This window comes from Mesorhizobium sp. B2-4-17, from assembly GCF_006441275.1.
Taxonomy (GTDB): Bacteria; Pseudomonadota; Alphaproteobacteria; order Rhizobiales; family Rhizobiaceae; genus Mesorhizobium.
This window is the reverse complement of record NZ_VFUX01000001.1, coordinates 198,659-214,698: the sequence shown is the minus strand read 5'-3', so window position 1 is coordinate 214,698 and position 16,040 is coordinate 198,659. Positions and strand designations below refer to the sequence as shown.

Here is a 16,040-nt window from a genome sequence, read left to right as displayed (position 1 = left end):
ACATCAGATGCAGACGAATTTCTCATCCGCCCAGCTTGCCGATCCGCATGTCGCTGAATCGGAAAAGATCCTGCGCAAATGCGTGCATTGCGGTTTCTGCACCGCCACCTGTCCGACCTATGTGACGCTTGGCAACGAGCTCGACTCGCCGCGCGGGCGCATCTATCTCATCAAGGACATGCTGGAAAACGGCCGTCCCGCCGACAAGGAGATCGTCACCCATATCGACCGCTGCCTGTCGTGCCTGGCCTGCATGACCACCTGTCCATCGGGCGTCAACTACATGCATCTTGTCGACCACGCCCGCGCCCATATCCAGGAGACCTACAAGCGGCCGCTGCTCGACCGGCTGACCCGTTCCATGCTGGCCTTTGTCTTGCCCTACCCTCAACGCTTTCGCGCCGCGCTCAAACTGGCGAAACTGGGCAAGCCGTTCATTGGCTTGTTCGAGAAGATCCCGGCGTTGAAGCCGCTCGGCGCGATGCTTAAGCTGGCCCCGGCATCGATCCCCGGGGCTTCGCCGATGGCCTCGCCGGGCATTCATGTCGGGCGGGGCACGAAAAAGGGGCGCGTCGCCATCCTTACCGGCTGTGCGCAATCGGTACTCGACCCCGCCATCAACGACACGACGATCTCTCTGCTGACGCGGCTCGGCGTCGAGGTCGTGGTGCCCAAGGGCGAAGGCTGCTGCGGCGCGCTGGTTCATCACATGGGACGCGAGGAGGCAGCGCTTGCTTCGGCAAGGCAGAATGTCGACGCCTGGACACGCGCCATCGAACAGGGCGGTCTCGATGCCATCATCATCACTGCCTCAGGCTGCGGCACGACGATCAAGGACTACGGCTTCATGCTGCGGCTGGATCCGGCCTATGCCGACAAGGCCGCGCGTGTGTCGGCGCTGGCCAAGGACATCACCGAGTATCTCACCGCCATCGATCTGCCCGAGCCGGTGCGCAAGCCGGGCACCGTTGTCGCCTATCATTCCGCCTGCTCCATGCAGCATGGTCAGAAGATCATCCGCCAGCCGAAGGAGTTGCTGGCCAAGGCCGGTTTCATCGTCCGCGAGCCGCATGAAGGGCATCTCTGCTGCGGCTCGGCCGGCACCTACAACATCCTGCAGCCCGAGATTTCGGCCAGGCTGCGCGACCGCAAGGTGAAGAACATCGAGGCGACCGGCGCTTCGATCATTGCCACCGGCAACATTGGCTGCATCACCCAGATTGCGTCCGCCGCGAAGCTGCCAGTGGTGCACACGGTAAAATTGCTCGACTGGGCCTATGGCGGACCGAAGCCAGACGGTGTGCTCGAGGACAGCCTCGTCGCGGCAGAATGAGGACCGGGAGCCTACTCCGCCGCGAGCCTGTCCGCCGTACCGTAAGTCGCCTCGTAGAGCGCGCGCTGCCGGCTGAGCGCCACCATCGTGTTGCGCAGCAGGATCGCCACCGTGATCGGGCCGACGCCGCCTGGCACAGGCGTGATCCAGGAGGCGACCTCGCGCACGCTTTCGGTGTCGACGTCGCCGACAATGCGGCTCGCCCCATCCGGCCCGATTTCGGAATTGATGCCGATGTCGATGACGGCAGCCCCTGGTTTCACCATGTCGGCCTTGATCAGCCGCGGCTTGCCGACGGCGACGAACAGCGCATCGGCGCGGCGTGCATGGGCGGCGACCGAGCGCGTCATGTGGTGGCAGACCGTGACGGTCGCGCCTTCGCTCATCAGAAGGAAGGCGATCGGCTTGCCGACGATTTCCGAATGGCCGACGACCACGACTTCCAGGCCCTTGAGATCGAGGCCTGTCTCCTTCAGCAACTCGACCGAGGCGGCCGCCGTGCAGGGCGCCAGATCGAGCTGGTTGTAGACGATGTTGCCGATCGAGGCCGGATGCATGCCCTCGACATCCTTCAGCGGATGCACCGCCGCCTGCAGCGTCTTGATCGGGATATGGGCGGGAACCGGCCGCTGGATGATGATGCCGGTGACGCGCGGATCGGCGTTCAGGCCATGGATTGCCGCTTCCAGCTCGCCTGAAGTGATAGTGGCGGGAAAGCGCCTTTCCTCGAAATCGATGCCGGCGAGCTGAGCCTTGGCGCGCTGGTTGCGGACATAGACATCGACGGCATCGGTGTCGCCGACGGTGATCGAGATCAGCTTGGGCGGAAAACCCTCGGCTTTGGCAATCGCCGCATCCTGACGCACGGCGGCGATGATGCGCTGGGCAACCGGGCCGCCCTTGAGATAGCGGCTGTCGTCGGACAGGGACATGGGTGGACTCTTTCTCTCGTTGGCGCCGACATAGCAAAAGAACATCGGAAATGTCAGCATGAAAGCGAACCGCGATGCCTTTTGCGCGACGCAACGCCGCGGAACGCCTCCTGCCCAACCAAAAGGAAAGGGCAGCGCGGTTCCCCGCACTGCCCTTCCTGACCGACCGCATCCCCATACGGCCCGTCCCCCTTATTTCTTCCGACCCCGGAAAACGATGCGTCTCCGGATCAGGTGATTCGCGAAATTATATCACCTCGACCGTGGTTCCGACATTGACCCGTTCATAAAGGTCGACGACGTCCTCGTTGCGCATGCGGATGCAGCCCGACGACACCGCGCCACCGATCGTCCATGGCTGGTTGGTGCCGTGGATGCGATACTCGGTGGTGCCGAGATAGAGCGCGCGGGCGCCGAGCGGGTTCTCGATGCCGCCAGCCAGATAGGTCGGCAGGTAGCGGCCTTTGGCCGCTTCGCGCTTGATCATCTGCGCCGGCGGGCGCCAGTCCGGCCAGACGCGCTTGTTGGTGATCTTGTGCGTGCCCGACCATTCGAAGCCCGGCTTGCCGGTGCCGACGCCGTAGCGCCGCGCCTTGCCGTTCTTCTCGACCAGATAGAGGAAATTCTGCGTCGTATCGATCACGATCGTGCCTGGCTTCTGCCCACCGTCATAGTCGACTTCCTGCGGCAGGTAGATCGGGTTGATCTGTGGGCGCATCACCATGCGCTTGGCCGGCATCTGCACGGCGGCCGTCTGTACGCGGTCGGGCTGTGCTTGCGGCTGCGCATAGCGCAGGCGCGGCTGCTGCTGCGCGACCGAACGGTTCTGCCGCACGATGCCGGGCGCATGGCCAAGCTGCAGCACCCACGGGGCAGAAAGGTCGGGGCTCACCATCACGGGCGGCCTGTCGGCATAGCGGCCGCCGGCGGTGGACGGCGTGACGCCGGCGGCAAACACAGCCACGGCGCCGAGCAAGGGAAACAGGACTCTCTTCATCGGGAACGCACCTTGATCGTCTGATACAACCGGGTGGAAACGCTCCCCGGTTCGGCGATCATTGGCGCGCCAGTAGCAACCGAAACATGAATCGGAATGCGTAAAATGCCGAACTGTCAGTAAACCTTTTGGTGTGGTTACCGCCGCGTTCAGGAATCTGGTAAAGCCACGGTAAAGCAGCGCAAAAGCGCGTTAAGGAATGGATTTCAGCCATGCAACAAGAAAACACCGGCCTGCTCGCCGGTCCCGACGGTGTCGCGCGCTGCTTCTGGCATGGCAATCTGCCCGACTATCTGCACTATCACGATCATGAATGGGGCCGGCCGGTGGCCGATGACCGCAGGCTGTTCGAAAAGATCTGTCTCGAGGGCTTCCAGTCGGGCCTGTCGTGGCTGACCATCCTGCGCAAGCGCGAGAATTTTCGCGAGGCCTTCGCCGGCTTCGACTTCGACAAGGTCGCTGCCTTCACCGACAAGGATGTCGAGCGCCTGCTCGGCAATGCCGGCATCATCCGCCATCGCGGCAAGATCGTCTCGACCATCAACAACGCCAAGCGCGCTCGCGAAATGGCGGACGAATTCGGCTCGCTGGCCGCCTGGTTCTGGAAGTTCGAACCCGGCAAGGAGGAGCGGCCCGAGATCGTCGACCTCGCCCATCTGCGCGCCAACCCGACCACGGCGGTCTCGGTACGGATTTCGAAGGAACTGAAGAAGCGCGGCTGGAGCTTCGTCGGCCCGACCACGGTCTACGCCTTCATGCAGGCCATGGGCCTCGTCAACGACCATCTCGAAGGCTGCGTCTGCCGCAAGGAGGTCGAGAAGGAACGGAAGGCTTTCAAGCGGCCGAAATAGCGGCGGCGCCTACGCCCCGGCGCCGGCCTGTCAGGCGCCGATGGTTCTGGACATGTAAAGCCCGGCGAAAATGGCCGCCACGATGGCAAGGGCAGGGTAGATCACCAGCAGTCCTGTCACTAGCGCATCGCGCATGGTGGGCCCGGCGACTTCACCGGATGTCGGCTCGAATGGGCCCGCCGCATGGCTTGTCATCTTGTGAATATGGGTGTTGGCAGGGCGTAGATGCGCACATACGTCGCCAGCCTTGCCGCACCAATCAGCATCGGTTAGGACACGCGCATTGCGAAAATCGCAACATTGTTGACCTGCAAACATCACGAAACACCGGGCAAACATCTCATGGCCGACAAATCGGAAAAGACGAAAGCGCGGCTGCCGCGCGGGTTTGCCGACCGCAGCGCCGAGGACATCCGCGCCGTAGAGAAGATGATGGCGACGATCCGCTCGGTCTATGAGCTTTATGGTTTCGAACCCGCCGACCAGCCGCTGATCGAATATACGGATGCGCTGGGAAAATTCCTGCCCGACCAGGACCGGCCGAACGAAGGCGTGTTCTCCTTCCAGGACGATGACGATCAGTGGCTGTCTCTGCGCTACGACCTGACCGCGCCGACCGCGCGTTTCGTCGCCGAGAATTTCGAGCGCCTGCCCAAACCCTACCGCAGCTACCGCTCCGGCTGGGTGTTCCGCAACGAGAAGCCCGGCCCCGGCCGCTTCCGCCAGTTCATGCAGTTCGACGCCGACACGATCGGCACGCCGGGCGTCGCCGCCGACGCCGAAATGGCAATGATGATGGCCGACGTGATGGAAGCGCTCGGCATCAAGCGCGGCGACTACGTCATCCGCGTCAACAACCGCAAGGTACTCGACGGCGTGCTGGAGGCGATCGGGCTTGGTGGCGACGAGAATACGGGACGCCGGTTGACGGTGCTGCGCGCCATCGACAAGCTGGACAAGTTGGGGCCGGAAGGCGTGCGGCTCCTGCTTGGCCCGGGGCGCTGGGATGGCGGCAAGGAAGGCGAAGGCGACTTCGCCAAGGGCGCTGGGTTGAACGACGCACAGGCCGAAGCCGTTCTTCTTGCGACAGCAAAGGGCCAGGCTCGCCAGGATTCCAATGTCGGCGCGAACACGACCTACCAGGAGGGCGTTGGCGAACTCGCGACGATTGAAGCCCTGGTCAGGGCCGCGGGATATGGCGAGGACCGTATCGCCATGGACCGCTCGATTGTGCGTGGCCTCGAATATTACACCGGCCCCGTCTTCGAGGCCGAACTGCTGGCGGAAATCCCCAATGAGGACGGCCAGATCGTGCGCTTCGGTTCGGTCGGCGGCGGCGGGCGCTATGACGGTCTGGTCTCGCGCTTCCGTGGCGAGCCGGTGCCGGCGACCGGCTTCTCCATCGGCGTTTCGCGGCTGATGACGGCGCTGAAGAACCTCGGCAAGCTCGACAGCACCGATGTGATCGCGCCGGTGGTCGTGCTGGTCATGGACAAGGACACGGAAAGCCTCGGCCGCTATCAGAAAATGGTGGCCGAGCTGCGCGCCGCCGGCATCCGTTCCGAAATGTATCTTGGTGGCGCCGGCATGAAGGCGCAGCTCAAATATGCCGACCGGCGCGGCTGCCCGGTCGCAATCATCCAGGGCGGCGACGAGCGCGCCAAAGGTGAATTGCAGATCAAGGACCTGATCGAAGGCGCGCGCATGTCGGCCGAGATTACCGATAATGCCGAATGGCGCGCGGCGCGGCCGGCGCAGGTGACTGTGGCGGAGGGTGAGCTGGTTGCGGAGGTGAAGAAGATTTTAGCGGCGCAGGCCGAGGAGAGGGCACGTGGCAAGTAGAGGCCGCGTTCTGTCGCGCCCCCCTCTGTCCTGCCGGACATCTCCCCCTGTCCGGCAGGACAGAGGGGGGCGCCGTGGAGCGCCGACCTTCGGTCGACCCACTGATCTCAAACCAAAGGGTCGTGCGATGCGAGGGCGCGCTCCATGACCTCCCGCTACCCCGCCATCTCAACCGACATCACCAACCTCTTCGCCGCCCGCGACACGCACGCGGTCGAGGTCGCGGTCCTCCAACCGGCGGACCCCTTCCTCGACATGGCCGGCGAGGATTTGCGCCGCCGCATCTTCCTCACCGAAAGCGAGACCGGCCAGACGCTGTGCCTGCGACCGGAATTCACCATTCCCGTCTGCCTCGACCATATCCGCTCGCAGGCCGGCACGCCGCGCCGTTATTCCTATTTGGGCGAAGTTTTTCGCCAGCGCCGCGAAGGCGGCAACGAGTTCTTCCAGGCCGGCATCGAGGATCTCGGCGACCGCGACACGGCGCAAGCCGACGCCCGCTCCGTGGCCGACGCGCACGCACTGCTCTCACTGGTCCTGCCCGGACAGTCGCTAGCGGTCACGCTCGGCGACCAGGGCATTTTCGAGGCGGTGCTCGCCGCCCTCGGGCTGCCGCGCGGCTGGCGCATGCGCTTGGCGCGCGCCTTCGGTTCGGCGCCGATGTTGCAGGCAGCCCTTGCCGATCTCGCCAACCCGCCGCGTAACGGCCAGCTTTCCGGTCCGGTCGCCGCACTTGTCCTCGACGGTGATCTCGAGGGCCTCTCGGCGCACATTGCCGGTGGCATGGAGGAGGCGGGGCTGTCGGCATCGGCCGGCCGTTCGCCGTCCGACATTGCGCGGCGATTGATCGAGAAAGCCGAATTGCGCAGTGTGCGGCTGTCGAACGAGGCCTTCGCGGCGCTGAAGGGATTTTTGGCGATCGACGTGCCGCTCGATGGCGCGGCGCGGGCGCTGGAGACCTTCGCCGACGGCGCCGGGCTTTCGCTGGGCGCCGCGCTTGAAAAGTTTGCTGCCCGCGCCAGGGCGATCGAGGCGCATGGTTTGCCCGCGGGAAAAATCCGCTACGACGCCGCCTTCGGCCGTCCGCTCGATTACTACACCGGTGTGGTCTTCGAGATCGCCGCGCAGGATGGCGAGCGTCCCTTGGCCGGTGGCGGCCGTTACGACCGGCTGCTGACACTGCTCGGCGCCAGGACCGCGATCCCCGGTGTCGGCTTTTCCGTCTGGCTCGACCGCATCGAAGCGTTGCGGGAGACGGCACGATGATCACGCTGGCGATCCCGTCGAAGGGCCGGCTGAAAGAGCAGGCGCTGGAGGTGCTGGCCAAGGCTGGCCTTGCCATCAGCCTGCCCGGCGACGAACGCAAATATCACGCCCGCGTCGAGGGCCTGGACAATGTCGAGGTCGCCTTCCTGTCGGCTTCCGAGATAGCCGGCGAGATCGGCCAGGGCGCGGTCGATCTCGGCATCACCGGCGAGGACCTGGTGCGGGAAAATCTCGCCGATTGGGAGGTCCGCGCCGAGATCGTGGCCCGCCTCGGCTTCGGCCATGCCGATGTCGTGGTGGCGGTGCCCGAAATCTGGCTCGATGTCGACACCATGGCCGACCTCGACGACGTCGCCGCCGATTTCCGCCAGCGCCATGGCCGACGCCTGAGGATCGCCACCAAATACTGGCGGCTGACGCAGCAATTTTTCTCGCAGAAACACGGCATCCAGGTCTATCGCATCGTCGAGAGCCTCGGCGCCACCGAAGGCGCGCCGGCCGCCGGGCTTGCCGATGTGATCGTCGACATCACCACCACAGGCTCGACGCTGCGTGCCAACCATCTCAAGGTGTTGAGCGACGGCGTCGTCCTCAAATCGAAGGCCTGTCTGGTGGCATCGAAGAAGGCCCGCGCCGCCAGCGATGAAGCCATCCTGCGCGACATCGTCACGAAAATGAGCGCTCTCCCTCCCCCTTGAGGGGAGGGTGCCGAGGGAAGCGAGGCGGATGGGGTCGTCTCGCGTCGAGCACCGCCGCAAGGACCCCACCCGTCCATCCGCCTTCGGCGGCTGTCCACCCTCCCCTCAAGGGCAGGGAATACCCAGTTTCCACCGTCCCGGCAGGCTGATAGGCTCGGCACTGAGCTGGAGGACACAGCGATGCCGGTCAATCTTGACGAACTGAAGAACGCCACCAATCTGCGCGGACGCGGCGCGCGCGCCGGCAGCGTCTTTATCGCACCCGTCGACGGCAAGGCGCATGTCTCGGGCGAGCGCAAGGTACCGCTGCTCGACAAAACCATCCCTGAGCTTTTCTCCGATACCGTCAGCAAATATGGCACGCTCGATGCCGCCGTCTTTGTCGGCCAGGACAAGCGCTTCACCTGGAGCGAACTGTCGGACACGGTGGATGCGCTGGCCGCCGGCTTCCTGGCGCTGGGCCTGGAAAGGGGCGACCGCGTCGGCATCTGGTCGCCCAACCGTTGGGAATGGCTGGTGACGCAATTCGCCACGGCCCGCATCGGCCTGATCCTGGTCAACATCAACCCGGCCTACCGGCTGATCGAGCTGGAATATGCGCTCAACAAGGTCGGCTGCAAGGCGCTCGTCACCGCCGCCAGCTTCAAGACGTCGGACTATCTCGGCATGATCGAGACGCTGGCGCCGGAGATCGCAACGGCCACGCTGGGCAAACTCGAGGCAACGAAACTACCGTCACTGAAGATCGTCATCCGCATGGGCGAGGACAATTCGCCAGGCATGTTCAATTTCGGCGACGTGCTGGCCATGGCCGGCCGCGATGAGCATGACAGCCTCGACCGCATCTCCGAGGGGCTGAAGCCGAACGAGGCGATCAACATCCAGTTCACCTCAGGCACGACGGGCGCACCCAAGGGCGCGACGCTCACCCATTCGAACATCGTCAACAATGGCAACTTCGTCACCTCGGCGATCAAGCTCACCGTCGACGACCGGCTCTGCATCCCGGTGCCGCTCTATCATTGCTTCGGCATGTCGATGGGCACGATGGGCTGTGTCTCCAAGGGCGCGACCATGGTTTTCCCGAGCGAGGGCTTCGATCCCGGCCTGACGCTGAATGCCGTTTCGCAGGAGCGCTGCACCGGCCTTTATGGCGTGCCGACCATGTTCGTCGGCATGCTCGACCACGCGGATTTCGACACATTCGATCTTACCAGCCTGCGCACCGGCATCATGGCCGGTTCGCCATGTCCGATCGAGGTGATGAAGAAGGTGGTGTCGCTGATGCACATGTCGGAGGTGACCATCGCCTACGGCATGACCGAGACCAGTCCGGTGTCGTTCCAGAGCGGCGTCGACGATCCGCTGGAAAAGCGCGTCTCCACCGTCGGGCGCGTCCACCCCCATGTCGAGGTCAAGGCCGTCGATGCCGATGGCGTCACCGTTGCGGTCGGGGCGCCGGGCGAATTGTGCACGCGCGGCTATTCGGTGATGAAGGGCTATTGGGACGACGAGGCCAAGACCCGCGAGGCGATCGACAGCGACGGCTGGATGCACACCGGCGACCTCGCAACAATAGACGCAGAGGGCTATTGCAACATCGTCGGCCGGGTCAAGGACATGGTCATCCGTGGCGGCGAGAACGTCTACCCACGGGAGGTCGAGGAATTCCTCTACCGCCATCCCAAGGTGCGGGAAGTGCAGGTGTTCGGCATTCCCGACGCCAAATATGGCGAGGAGCTGTGCGCCTGGATCGTGCTGAAACCCGGCCAGATCGCCACCGAGCAGGAGATCAAGGCCTTCTGCGCCGACCAGATCGCCCACTACAAGGTGCCGCGCCACATCCGCTTCCGCACCGAATTGCCGATGACGGTGACCGGCAAGCCGCAAAAATTCCTGATGCGCCAGGCTATGGTGGAAGAACTGGGCCTGGTGACGCAGAAGACGGCGTAAAAGGGGCAATCTTCAGATGATGCCTGCGCTCTAAGCCAAGGGCCGAGCATCCCAGCCTTGCTCTTGAGGTCGCCCGCGCCCGGTTCTGCTAGTCCGAAAACTTCACGCTCACTCCGCGCTGCCGAAAATAAGCCTGCATCAACTTGCGACCCGAGCGGTTGTTCTGCGCCAACCTGGTCGGATCGAACACTGCCTGCTTTATCCCCTCCCGTGTCAGCGCTGCCTTGAGCGTCGCTATATGTGCGTCGATATCGGCATTGTCCGCTCGCAGTGAAGCGTAGATACTTTCGGTCGCCTCGGCCACGGTCAATTCGCTCACGGGTGTCGTCCTCTGATTGGTTGGGCAGCTGCCTAGCACAGATCCGCGGCTCAGCCGATACCGATAAGACCATCAGTCCACAGCGTCCCGGTGGTCAGCGCAATCCATCGATGAGGCACAAAGCCGCCCCGCCATTATCGCCTCACGAAGGCGTCTTTGGTCGTTCCTTACCCGAAAGCCGCCTCCCTACCGCCGTCCGCCCCTCATCTCCGACGGCCGTGGCGCTGTCCCGGGCTCCTGCACAAGCGGTCCGAGCAGCACTTCACCGAACAGCGGCTGGTAGCTCCTGCGCACCGCCGGGTCTTCCTTGAAGGACAGCGCGTACTGGCCGATCTGGTGGAAATAGGTGATGCGGGCCCTGACCAGGCTTTCATCCGGGGGATAGCCCATGGCGCGGAACGAGCGGATCAGGAGTTCGATGCGCAGGTTGTCCATGTCCTTGACTTCCTGCGTCAGCTTCTTCGACGTTCGCGACCAGTCGCGCACCGCCAGATCCAGCAATGGGCTGAACGGCGCTTCATCCACCCAGACATGCACGATGTCGGTGAAGAATTGCAGGCCATCGATATCGTGCATGTCGCGCATGGCCCAGAAGGGCGCGCAATTGATGTTGCGCCACTCCTGCAGCAGGCCGTCGCGAAGATCGGCCAAGCTGGCGAAGTGGAAGTAGAAGGAGCCGCGCGTCACCTTGAACTGGTGCGCAAGGCGATCAATCTTGACCTCTGCGATGCCGCGCTTCTCCAGCACCTTGCGCGCCGCCGCGATCCAGGCCTCGCGGCTGAGCGTCTGCCGCGCCGCCTTCTGACCCGGGGCGGCCTTGGACGGTCTCTTGCCTTTGGCCGGGGCGCTGTCCGCTTTCATGTGGTCAAGACCTTCATCGCCATGCGCGACGCCTCCAACCCGTTCGCCGGCTTCGATGCGCTTCGCGATTCTCCAGAGTCCATCTATCGCGGAAGGCCAAAGCAATTCCAGGAAAAGTGGTTTTCCGTCCGGAATTGCACAGAAACAAGGCTCTTAGCTCAGGGTAATGCGCTGATCCGCTCCAGCATGAGCTCGAAGAACGGCGCCGGATCGATGCGCCGCAGGACGTTGCAGTTTTTGCGCCGGCCGGTCACGTGCCACCAATCGACCACGGTCATGCCGATCGTCTCCGGCGAGACGATGTCGACAGTCACCGCGCACTGGCGCTGCTCATAGAGCTGCGGCGCCAGCAGATAACCGGTGACGCAGGCATCGTGGATGGGGCGCGCCGGCGTTTCGAATTTGTGGGTGCCATACTGGCGGTAGAAGTCCGCGAGGTTCGCGGCCTCGATCGCGGCGCGACTGCCGGTTGCGCGCAGGCGCTCCAGCCACTCGGGCGTCATCAGCGCGGTGTAGGTGCAGTCTATGCCCGCCATGGTCACCGGCACGCCGCTATCGAACACCTTGTGCGCCGCATGCGGGTCGACGAAGATGTTGAACTCGGCGGCAGGCGTGGCGTTGCCGCCCTGGAAGAAGCCGCCGCCCATCAGCACGATTTCGCGCAGGCGCGGCACGATTCTCGGCTCCATGGTCATGGCCATGGCAAGGTTGGTCATCGGCCCGAGCGTGCAGACGGTCAGCTCGCCCTCCGCCGCATCCATGATCGTGCGCACCATGTAGTTGACGGCGTGTTCGCTCTTGAGCGGCGTCACCGGTTCGGGCAGGTCGGCACCGTCGAGGCCGGTTTCGCCATGCACATATTCGGCCGTGATCAGCTTGCGCACCATCGGCGCCGCGCATCCGGCATAGACCGGCACATCCGGCCGTCCGGCAAGCTCGACCACCTTCAGCGCGTTCTTCGACGTCAGCGCAAGCGGCACATTGCCGCCGACCGTGGTGATGCCGACCACCTCGAGCTCGGACGGGGATCCCAGCGCGAAGAGGATCGCGAACGCGTCGTCCTGGCCCGGATCGGTGTCGATGATGATCTTGCGTGGTGCCATGATGCCGCGTCCTTCCTTTTGCGATCGAAAGCCTATTGATGAGGCCGCTCGGATGTGTAGAAATACAGTACTGTATCTTATGTTCAAGACAGGGTGTTCGAAAATGGATGCACAAGAGCGCGGCGATTTTTCCGAAATTCCAATCCTCGACGTCTCGGCGCTCTATGGCGACGACGAGGGCGCGATCCGGGCCACGGCGGCGACGCTGCGCCGCTATCTCGAGACGATCGGCTTCCTCTATGTCACGGGTCATCCGATTCCGCGCGCCGATGTCGAAGCCGTCCGCGAAGCCAGCAAGCGCTTCTTTGCCTTGCCTGAAAGGGAAAAGGCGAAGCTGAAGATCGACAAGAATTTCCGCGGCTACCTGCCCTTTGCCGGCTCGACCATCGTGACCTCGTCGGTGGCGACCGTCAGCAAGCCCAACCAGAGCGAGTCGATCTTCTTCATGCACGAGGTCGGCGCCGAAGATCCCAGGGCCCTGGCCGAAAAGCCGCTGCAAGGCCCCAACCAGTGGCCGGACGAGGCTGCCGTTGCGGGTTTCAGGCAGACGATCGAGCGCTATGTCGACGAGATGGGCACGCTCGCCCGCAAGATGGTCCGCGCCATCGCGCTCTCGCTCGGCCTGCCCTCCGACAGCCTCGACCGCTATTTCGAGCAGCCGACCACCTTCCTGCGGCTGCTGCATTATCCGACGCAGCCCCAGGAAGAAGGGCTCTTCGGTTCGGCGCCGCACACCGATTATGGTTTCATCACCTTGCTGGCGCAGGACGATGTCGGCGGCCTGGAGGTCAAGAACAAGGCCGGCGACTGGGTGCCGGCACCGCCGGTCCCGGATTCCTTCGTCATGAATGTCGGCGACATCCTGGCGCGCTGGTCGAACGACCAGTTCGTCTCGACGCCGCACCGTGTCATCAACCGCTCGGGACGCGAGCGCTATTCCCAGCCCTTCTTCTTCGATCCGTCCATGGACGAGACGATCGAGGCGCTGCCGGTCTGCGTGCCGGCCGGCACGCAGCCGAAATACGAGCCGGTGCTCTACGGTGACTACCTGATGGAGCGCATCGACAAGAATTACCATTACCGCAAGAAGAAGGCGGCGGAAGCGGCCAACGCGTAAGCGAATGCCGAGCCCGGTCCGGTTCCGAACGGAGACCGGCCCGGACTTTGCGTGGTTTTGCCTGATGAAGATAGCAAACAAGCAAAAGAAAGGGGAACAGCAATGAATGCATATCTGCGAATGACCGGCCTTGCGCTGGCGATCTCCGTGACGCCCTGGGGTGGGATTTCCAAGGCCGCCGACGTGCCGAAATCGGCCGACGTCAAGCAGAGCGGAAAGCTTGCCGTCGCCAACACGCTGGACTTCGCGCCGTTCGAATATCTCGATGCCGACGGCAAGCAGACCGGCATCATCATCGAACTGGCCGGCGAGGTGGCCAAGCTCGTCGACGCCAAGCTCGACGTGCAGCGCACGCCGTTTCCTTCCATGATACCCGGGCTTGCCGCCGGCCGCTTCAAGATCGCCTGGGAGACGTTCTCGGCCACGCCCGAGCGGTTGAAGCAGGTCGATTTCGTCATGTTCCTGAAGGCTGGGCTGGCCGTCTCGACGTCGCCCGACAAGAAGGCGAGCTTCAGCGGCGACGCCCCGCTCTGCGGCAAGCGCATCGGCGTCTCGGCCGGCAGCGCCTCGGATTTCCTGGTCGACAAGCTTGGCAAGGAGTGCACCGACAAGGGTCAGGCAGCCATCGAGAAGTCTGTCTTCAACTCCTCGACCGATATCGTCCAGGCCGTACTGTCCGATCGCGTCGACGCCCGTATGGACGATGCGACCGCGTCGAGCTATTTCGAGGTGACGAGCAAGGGGCAACTGGTGGTGCTGCCGACGCTTTACGAGGTTGCGCCCCTCGGCCTGGCGATCGCCAAGGACGACAAGGAGACTGCCGACATGATGGTGGCAGCACTTGCCGAACTGTTCAAGAATGGCACCTACAAGGCTATCCTCGAGAAGTACGGCATGGGCGCCTACGCCATCAAGGAACCTTACTTCGTCGGGTCCATGGACGCGCTCCGCGCCGAATGAAATTACCCGGCGCCTGATCCTCAATCAGGCGTCGGCCAGCAACCAGGAGACTGTTGATGGGCGTGGCCCACCAGACCGAGATCGGCGTCGAGCCGGGCGCTGCCGCTGCCGTGTCGCGATTGACCGTCGTGCCGCAGCGCCGCTACGGCATCTGGGTAGGCACGGCGTTCGCCCTGCTGCTGGCCTTCCTGATCATCCGCGCCTTCGCCAGCAATCCCGCCTTCGCCTGGGGCACGGCGGCCGGCTACCTGTTCCATCCCTCGATCATGCGCGGTCTCGGCAACACGCTGATGCTGACCGTCATCATCATGGTGCTGGGCATCGTGGTCGGCACCGTCATCGCCATCATGCGGGTGTCGCCAAGTCCGGTGCTGCGTGGCTTCGCGGGCGTCTATGTCTGGTTCTTCCGGGGTGTCCCGGCCCTGATCCAGCTGATCTTCTGGTTCAACCTCTCGCTGCTGGTGCGCGAGATTTCGCTCAGCCTGCCTTTCCTGGGCACGCTTTTCTCCGTGCGCACCAATGATTTCATGACCCCATTCCTTTCCGCCGTCGTCGCGCTTTCGCTCTGCGAGGCCGGTTACATGGCCGAGATCATCCGTGCCGGCATCAAATCGGTGCCATCAGGCCAGTCGGAGGCTGCGAGCGCGCTCGGCATGCCTTACCGCATGATCCTGAAGCGCATCACCCTGCCGCAAGCCATGCGTTTCGTGCTGCCGCCGACCGGCAATGAGGCGATCAATCTCCTGAAGATGACCTCGCTGGTGACGTTCATCGCCGTCGACGACCTGTTCTACACGGCGCAAAGCATCTATGCGCGCACCTTCGAGACGATCCCGCTGCTGATCGTGGTCGCCTTCTGGTATCTCGCGGTTGTCAGCATCATGTCGGTGGGACAGCATTTCCTCGAACGCCATTTCGGCCGCAGCGACACGCGCCGAGACCCCCTGACGCTGCGCGCCCTGCGCAACGCCATCAGCCTGCGCGGCGTTGCCCGATGAGTGATGTGAAGTCTGAAAATCGTGCCCGCTTCGGCGTGCCGGCCAACTCCATGGTGTTCGCGCGCGGCGTGCGAAAATCCTATGGCCCGCTAGAGGTGCTGAAGGGCGTCGATCTCGATGTCTCTGAGGGATCGGTGGCCTGCATCATCGGCCCGTCGGGATCCGGCAAGAGCACGTTCCTGCGCTGCATCAACCATCTGGAAAAGCTCAGCGCCGGCATTCTTTTGGTGGACAGCCAGTTCGTCGGCTACGACCTCCAGGGTGAGAAGCTCTACGAGGTCAAGGACGACCTCCTGTGCCGGCGCCGGGCCGAAATCGGCATGCTGTTCCAGTCCTTCAACCTGTTCTCGCACATGACGGTGATGGAGAACCTGATCGAGGCGCCGACGCAGGTGCGGCGCATCCCGGCCGACCAGGCCAAGGCAGAGGCCGAAGTCCTGCTGCGGCGCGTTGGCCTCGCCGACAAGGTCGACCGCTATCCGCGCGAGCTTTCCGGCGGCCAGCAGCAGCGCGTGGCGATCGCCCGCGCCATGGCCATGAAGCCGAAGGTGCTGCTCTTCGACGAGCCGACATCGGCGCTCGATCCGGAACTGGTCGGCGAGGTGCTGCAGGTAATGCGCGATCTCGCCGAAAGCGGCATGACGATGGTCGTTGTCACCCATGAGATCGGCTTTGCCCGCGAGATCGGCGATCAGCTCGTCTTCATGGACGGTGGTGTGATCGTCGAACGTGGCGCGCCGCGCGAGATGATCGCCAACCCGCAATCGTCGCGCACTCGCGAGTTCCTGTCCCGGGTTTTGTGAGGGCCGG

At 63.9% G+C, this 16,040-nt stretch carries 15 protein-coding genes; 10 read left to right on the top strand and 5 right to left on the bottom strand.

The window, feature by feature from the left end; translation table 11 throughout:
• Positions 1-7 precede the first annotated feature (7 nt).
• The gene (gene glcF / locus FJ548_RS00895) at positions 8-1,333 is read left to right on the top strand and encodes a glycolate oxidase subunit GlcF (RefSeq protein WP_140776297.1); all 1,326 of its coding nucleotides are present in this window, start codon (positions 8-10) and stop codon (positions 1,331-1,333) included.
• 11 nt (positions 1,334-1,344) lie between these two features.
• Here glcF and FJ548_RS00890 read toward each other — a convergent pair whose 3' ends face one another.
• Both FJ548_RS00890 and FJ548_RS00885 read right to left on the bottom strand, forming a co-directional pair.
• Positions 1,345-2,265: a bifunctional 5,10-methylenetetrahydrofolate dehydrogenase/5,10-methenyltetrahydrofolate cyclohydrolase gene (locus FJ548_RS00890; protein ID WP_140610926.1), complete on the bottom strand. Its 921-nt coding sequence runs from the start codon at positions 2,263-2,265 to the stop codon at positions 1,345-1,347.
• A 247-nt stretch (positions 2,266-2,512) separates the two neighbouring features.
• A complete protein-coding gene (locus FJ548_RS00885; protein ID WP_140776295.1) occupies positions 2,513-3,262 on the bottom strand; it encodes a L,D-transpeptidase in 750 nt (249 codons plus the stop codon).
• A 212-nt stretch (positions 3,263-3,474) separates the two neighbouring features.
• Between FJ548_RS00885 and FJ548_RS00880 the strand changes: the two genes are divergently transcribed.
• From FJ548_RS00880 to FJ548_RS00855, 5 genes are all read left to right on the top strand, one after another.
• Positions 3,475-4,113: a DNA-3-methyladenine glycosylase I gene (locus FJ548_RS00880; RefSeq protein ID WP_140766228.1), complete on the top strand. Its 639-nt coding sequence runs from the start codon at positions 3,475-3,477 to the stop codon at positions 4,111-4,113.
• Between the two features lie 342 nt (positions 4,114-4,455).
• A complete protein-coding gene (gene hisS / locus FJ548_RS00870) occupies positions 4,456-5,955 on the top strand; it encodes a histidine--tRNA ligase (RefSeq protein WP_140776293.1) in 1,500 nt (499 codons plus the stop codon).
• Between the two features lie 144 nt (positions 5,956-6,099).
• Complete coding sequence (locus tag FJ548_RS00865; RefSeq protein ID WP_140776291.1) at positions 6,100-7,221, top strand: ATP phosphoribosyltransferase regulatory subunit; 1,122 nt, start codon at positions 6,100-6,102, stop codon at positions 7,219-7,221.
• On the top strand, positions 7,218-7,919 hold the full coding sequence (gene hisG, locus FJ548_RS00860; protein WP_140776289.1) for an ATP phosphoribosyltransferase: 702 nt from the start codon (positions 7,218-7,220) through the stop codon (positions 7,917-7,919). Before FJ548_RS00865 ends, hisG begins: the two co-directional genes overlap by 4 nt.
• Before the next feature lie 180 nt (positions 7,920-8,099).
• Positions 8,100-9,872, top strand: coding sequence for an AMP-binding protein (locus FJ548_RS00855; RefSeq protein WP_140613477.1), 1,773 nt, complete (start codon positions 8,100-8,102; stop codon positions 9,870-9,872).
• An 88-nt stretch (positions 9,873-9,960) separates the two neighbouring features.
• Here the strand turns inward: FJ548_RS00855 and FJ548_RS00850 are convergent, their stop codons facing one another.
• The 3 genes from FJ548_RS00850 to FJ548_RS00840 all read right to left on the bottom strand — a co-directional run bounded on the left by FJ548_RS00850 (position 9,961) and on the right by FJ548_RS00840 (position 12,155).
• Positions 9,961-10,191, bottom strand: coding sequence for a hypothetical protein (locus FJ548_RS00850; RefSeq protein ID WP_140613476.1), 231 nt, complete (start codon positions 10,189-10,191; stop codon positions 9,961-9,963).
• 186 nt (positions 10,192-10,377) lie between these two features.
• On the bottom strand, positions 10,378-11,052 hold the full coding sequence (locus FJ548_RS00845; RefSeq protein WP_140613475.1) for a TetR/AcrR family transcriptional regulator: 675 nt from the start codon (positions 11,050-11,052) through the stop codon (positions 10,378-10,380).
• 158 nt (positions 11,053-11,210) lie between these two features.
• A complete protein-coding gene (locus FJ548_RS00840; protein WP_140776287.1) occupies positions 11,211-12,155 on the bottom strand; it encodes a nucleoside hydrolase in 945 nt (314 codons plus the stop codon).
• Between the two features lie 103 nt (positions 12,156-12,258).
• Here FJ548_RS00840 and FJ548_RS00835 point away from each other — a divergent pair, with 103 nt between their 5' ends.
• The 4 genes from FJ548_RS00835 to FJ548_RS00820 all read left to right on the top strand — a co-directional run bounded on the left by FJ548_RS00835 (position 12,259) and on the right by FJ548_RS00820 (position 16,033).
• Complete coding sequence (locus FJ548_RS00835; RefSeq protein ID WP_140776285.1) at positions 12,259-13,272, top strand: 2OG-Fe(II) oxygenase family protein; 1,014 nt, start codon at positions 12,259-12,261, stop codon at positions 13,270-13,272.
• Between the two features lie 102 nt (positions 13,273-13,374).
• Positions 13,375-14,232, top strand: coding sequence for an ABC transporter substrate-binding protein (locus FJ548_RS00830; RefSeq protein ID WP_140776283.1), 858 nt, complete (start codon positions 13,375-13,377; stop codon positions 14,230-14,232).
• Between the two features lie 56 nt (positions 14,233-14,288).
• Positions 14,289-15,230: an amino acid ABC transporter permease gene (locus FJ548_RS00825; RefSeq protein ID WP_140776281.1), complete on the top strand. Its 942-nt coding sequence runs from the start codon at positions 14,289-14,291 to the stop codon at positions 15,228-15,230.
• A complete protein-coding gene (locus FJ548_RS00820) occupies positions 15,227-16,033 on the top strand; it encodes an amino acid ABC transporter ATP-binding protein (RefSeq protein ID WP_140776279.1) in 807 nt (268 codons plus the stop codon). Before FJ548_RS00825 ends, FJ548_RS00820 begins: the two co-directional genes overlap by 4 nt.
• The last annotated feature ends 7 nt before the right edge of the window (positions 16,034-16,040 follow it).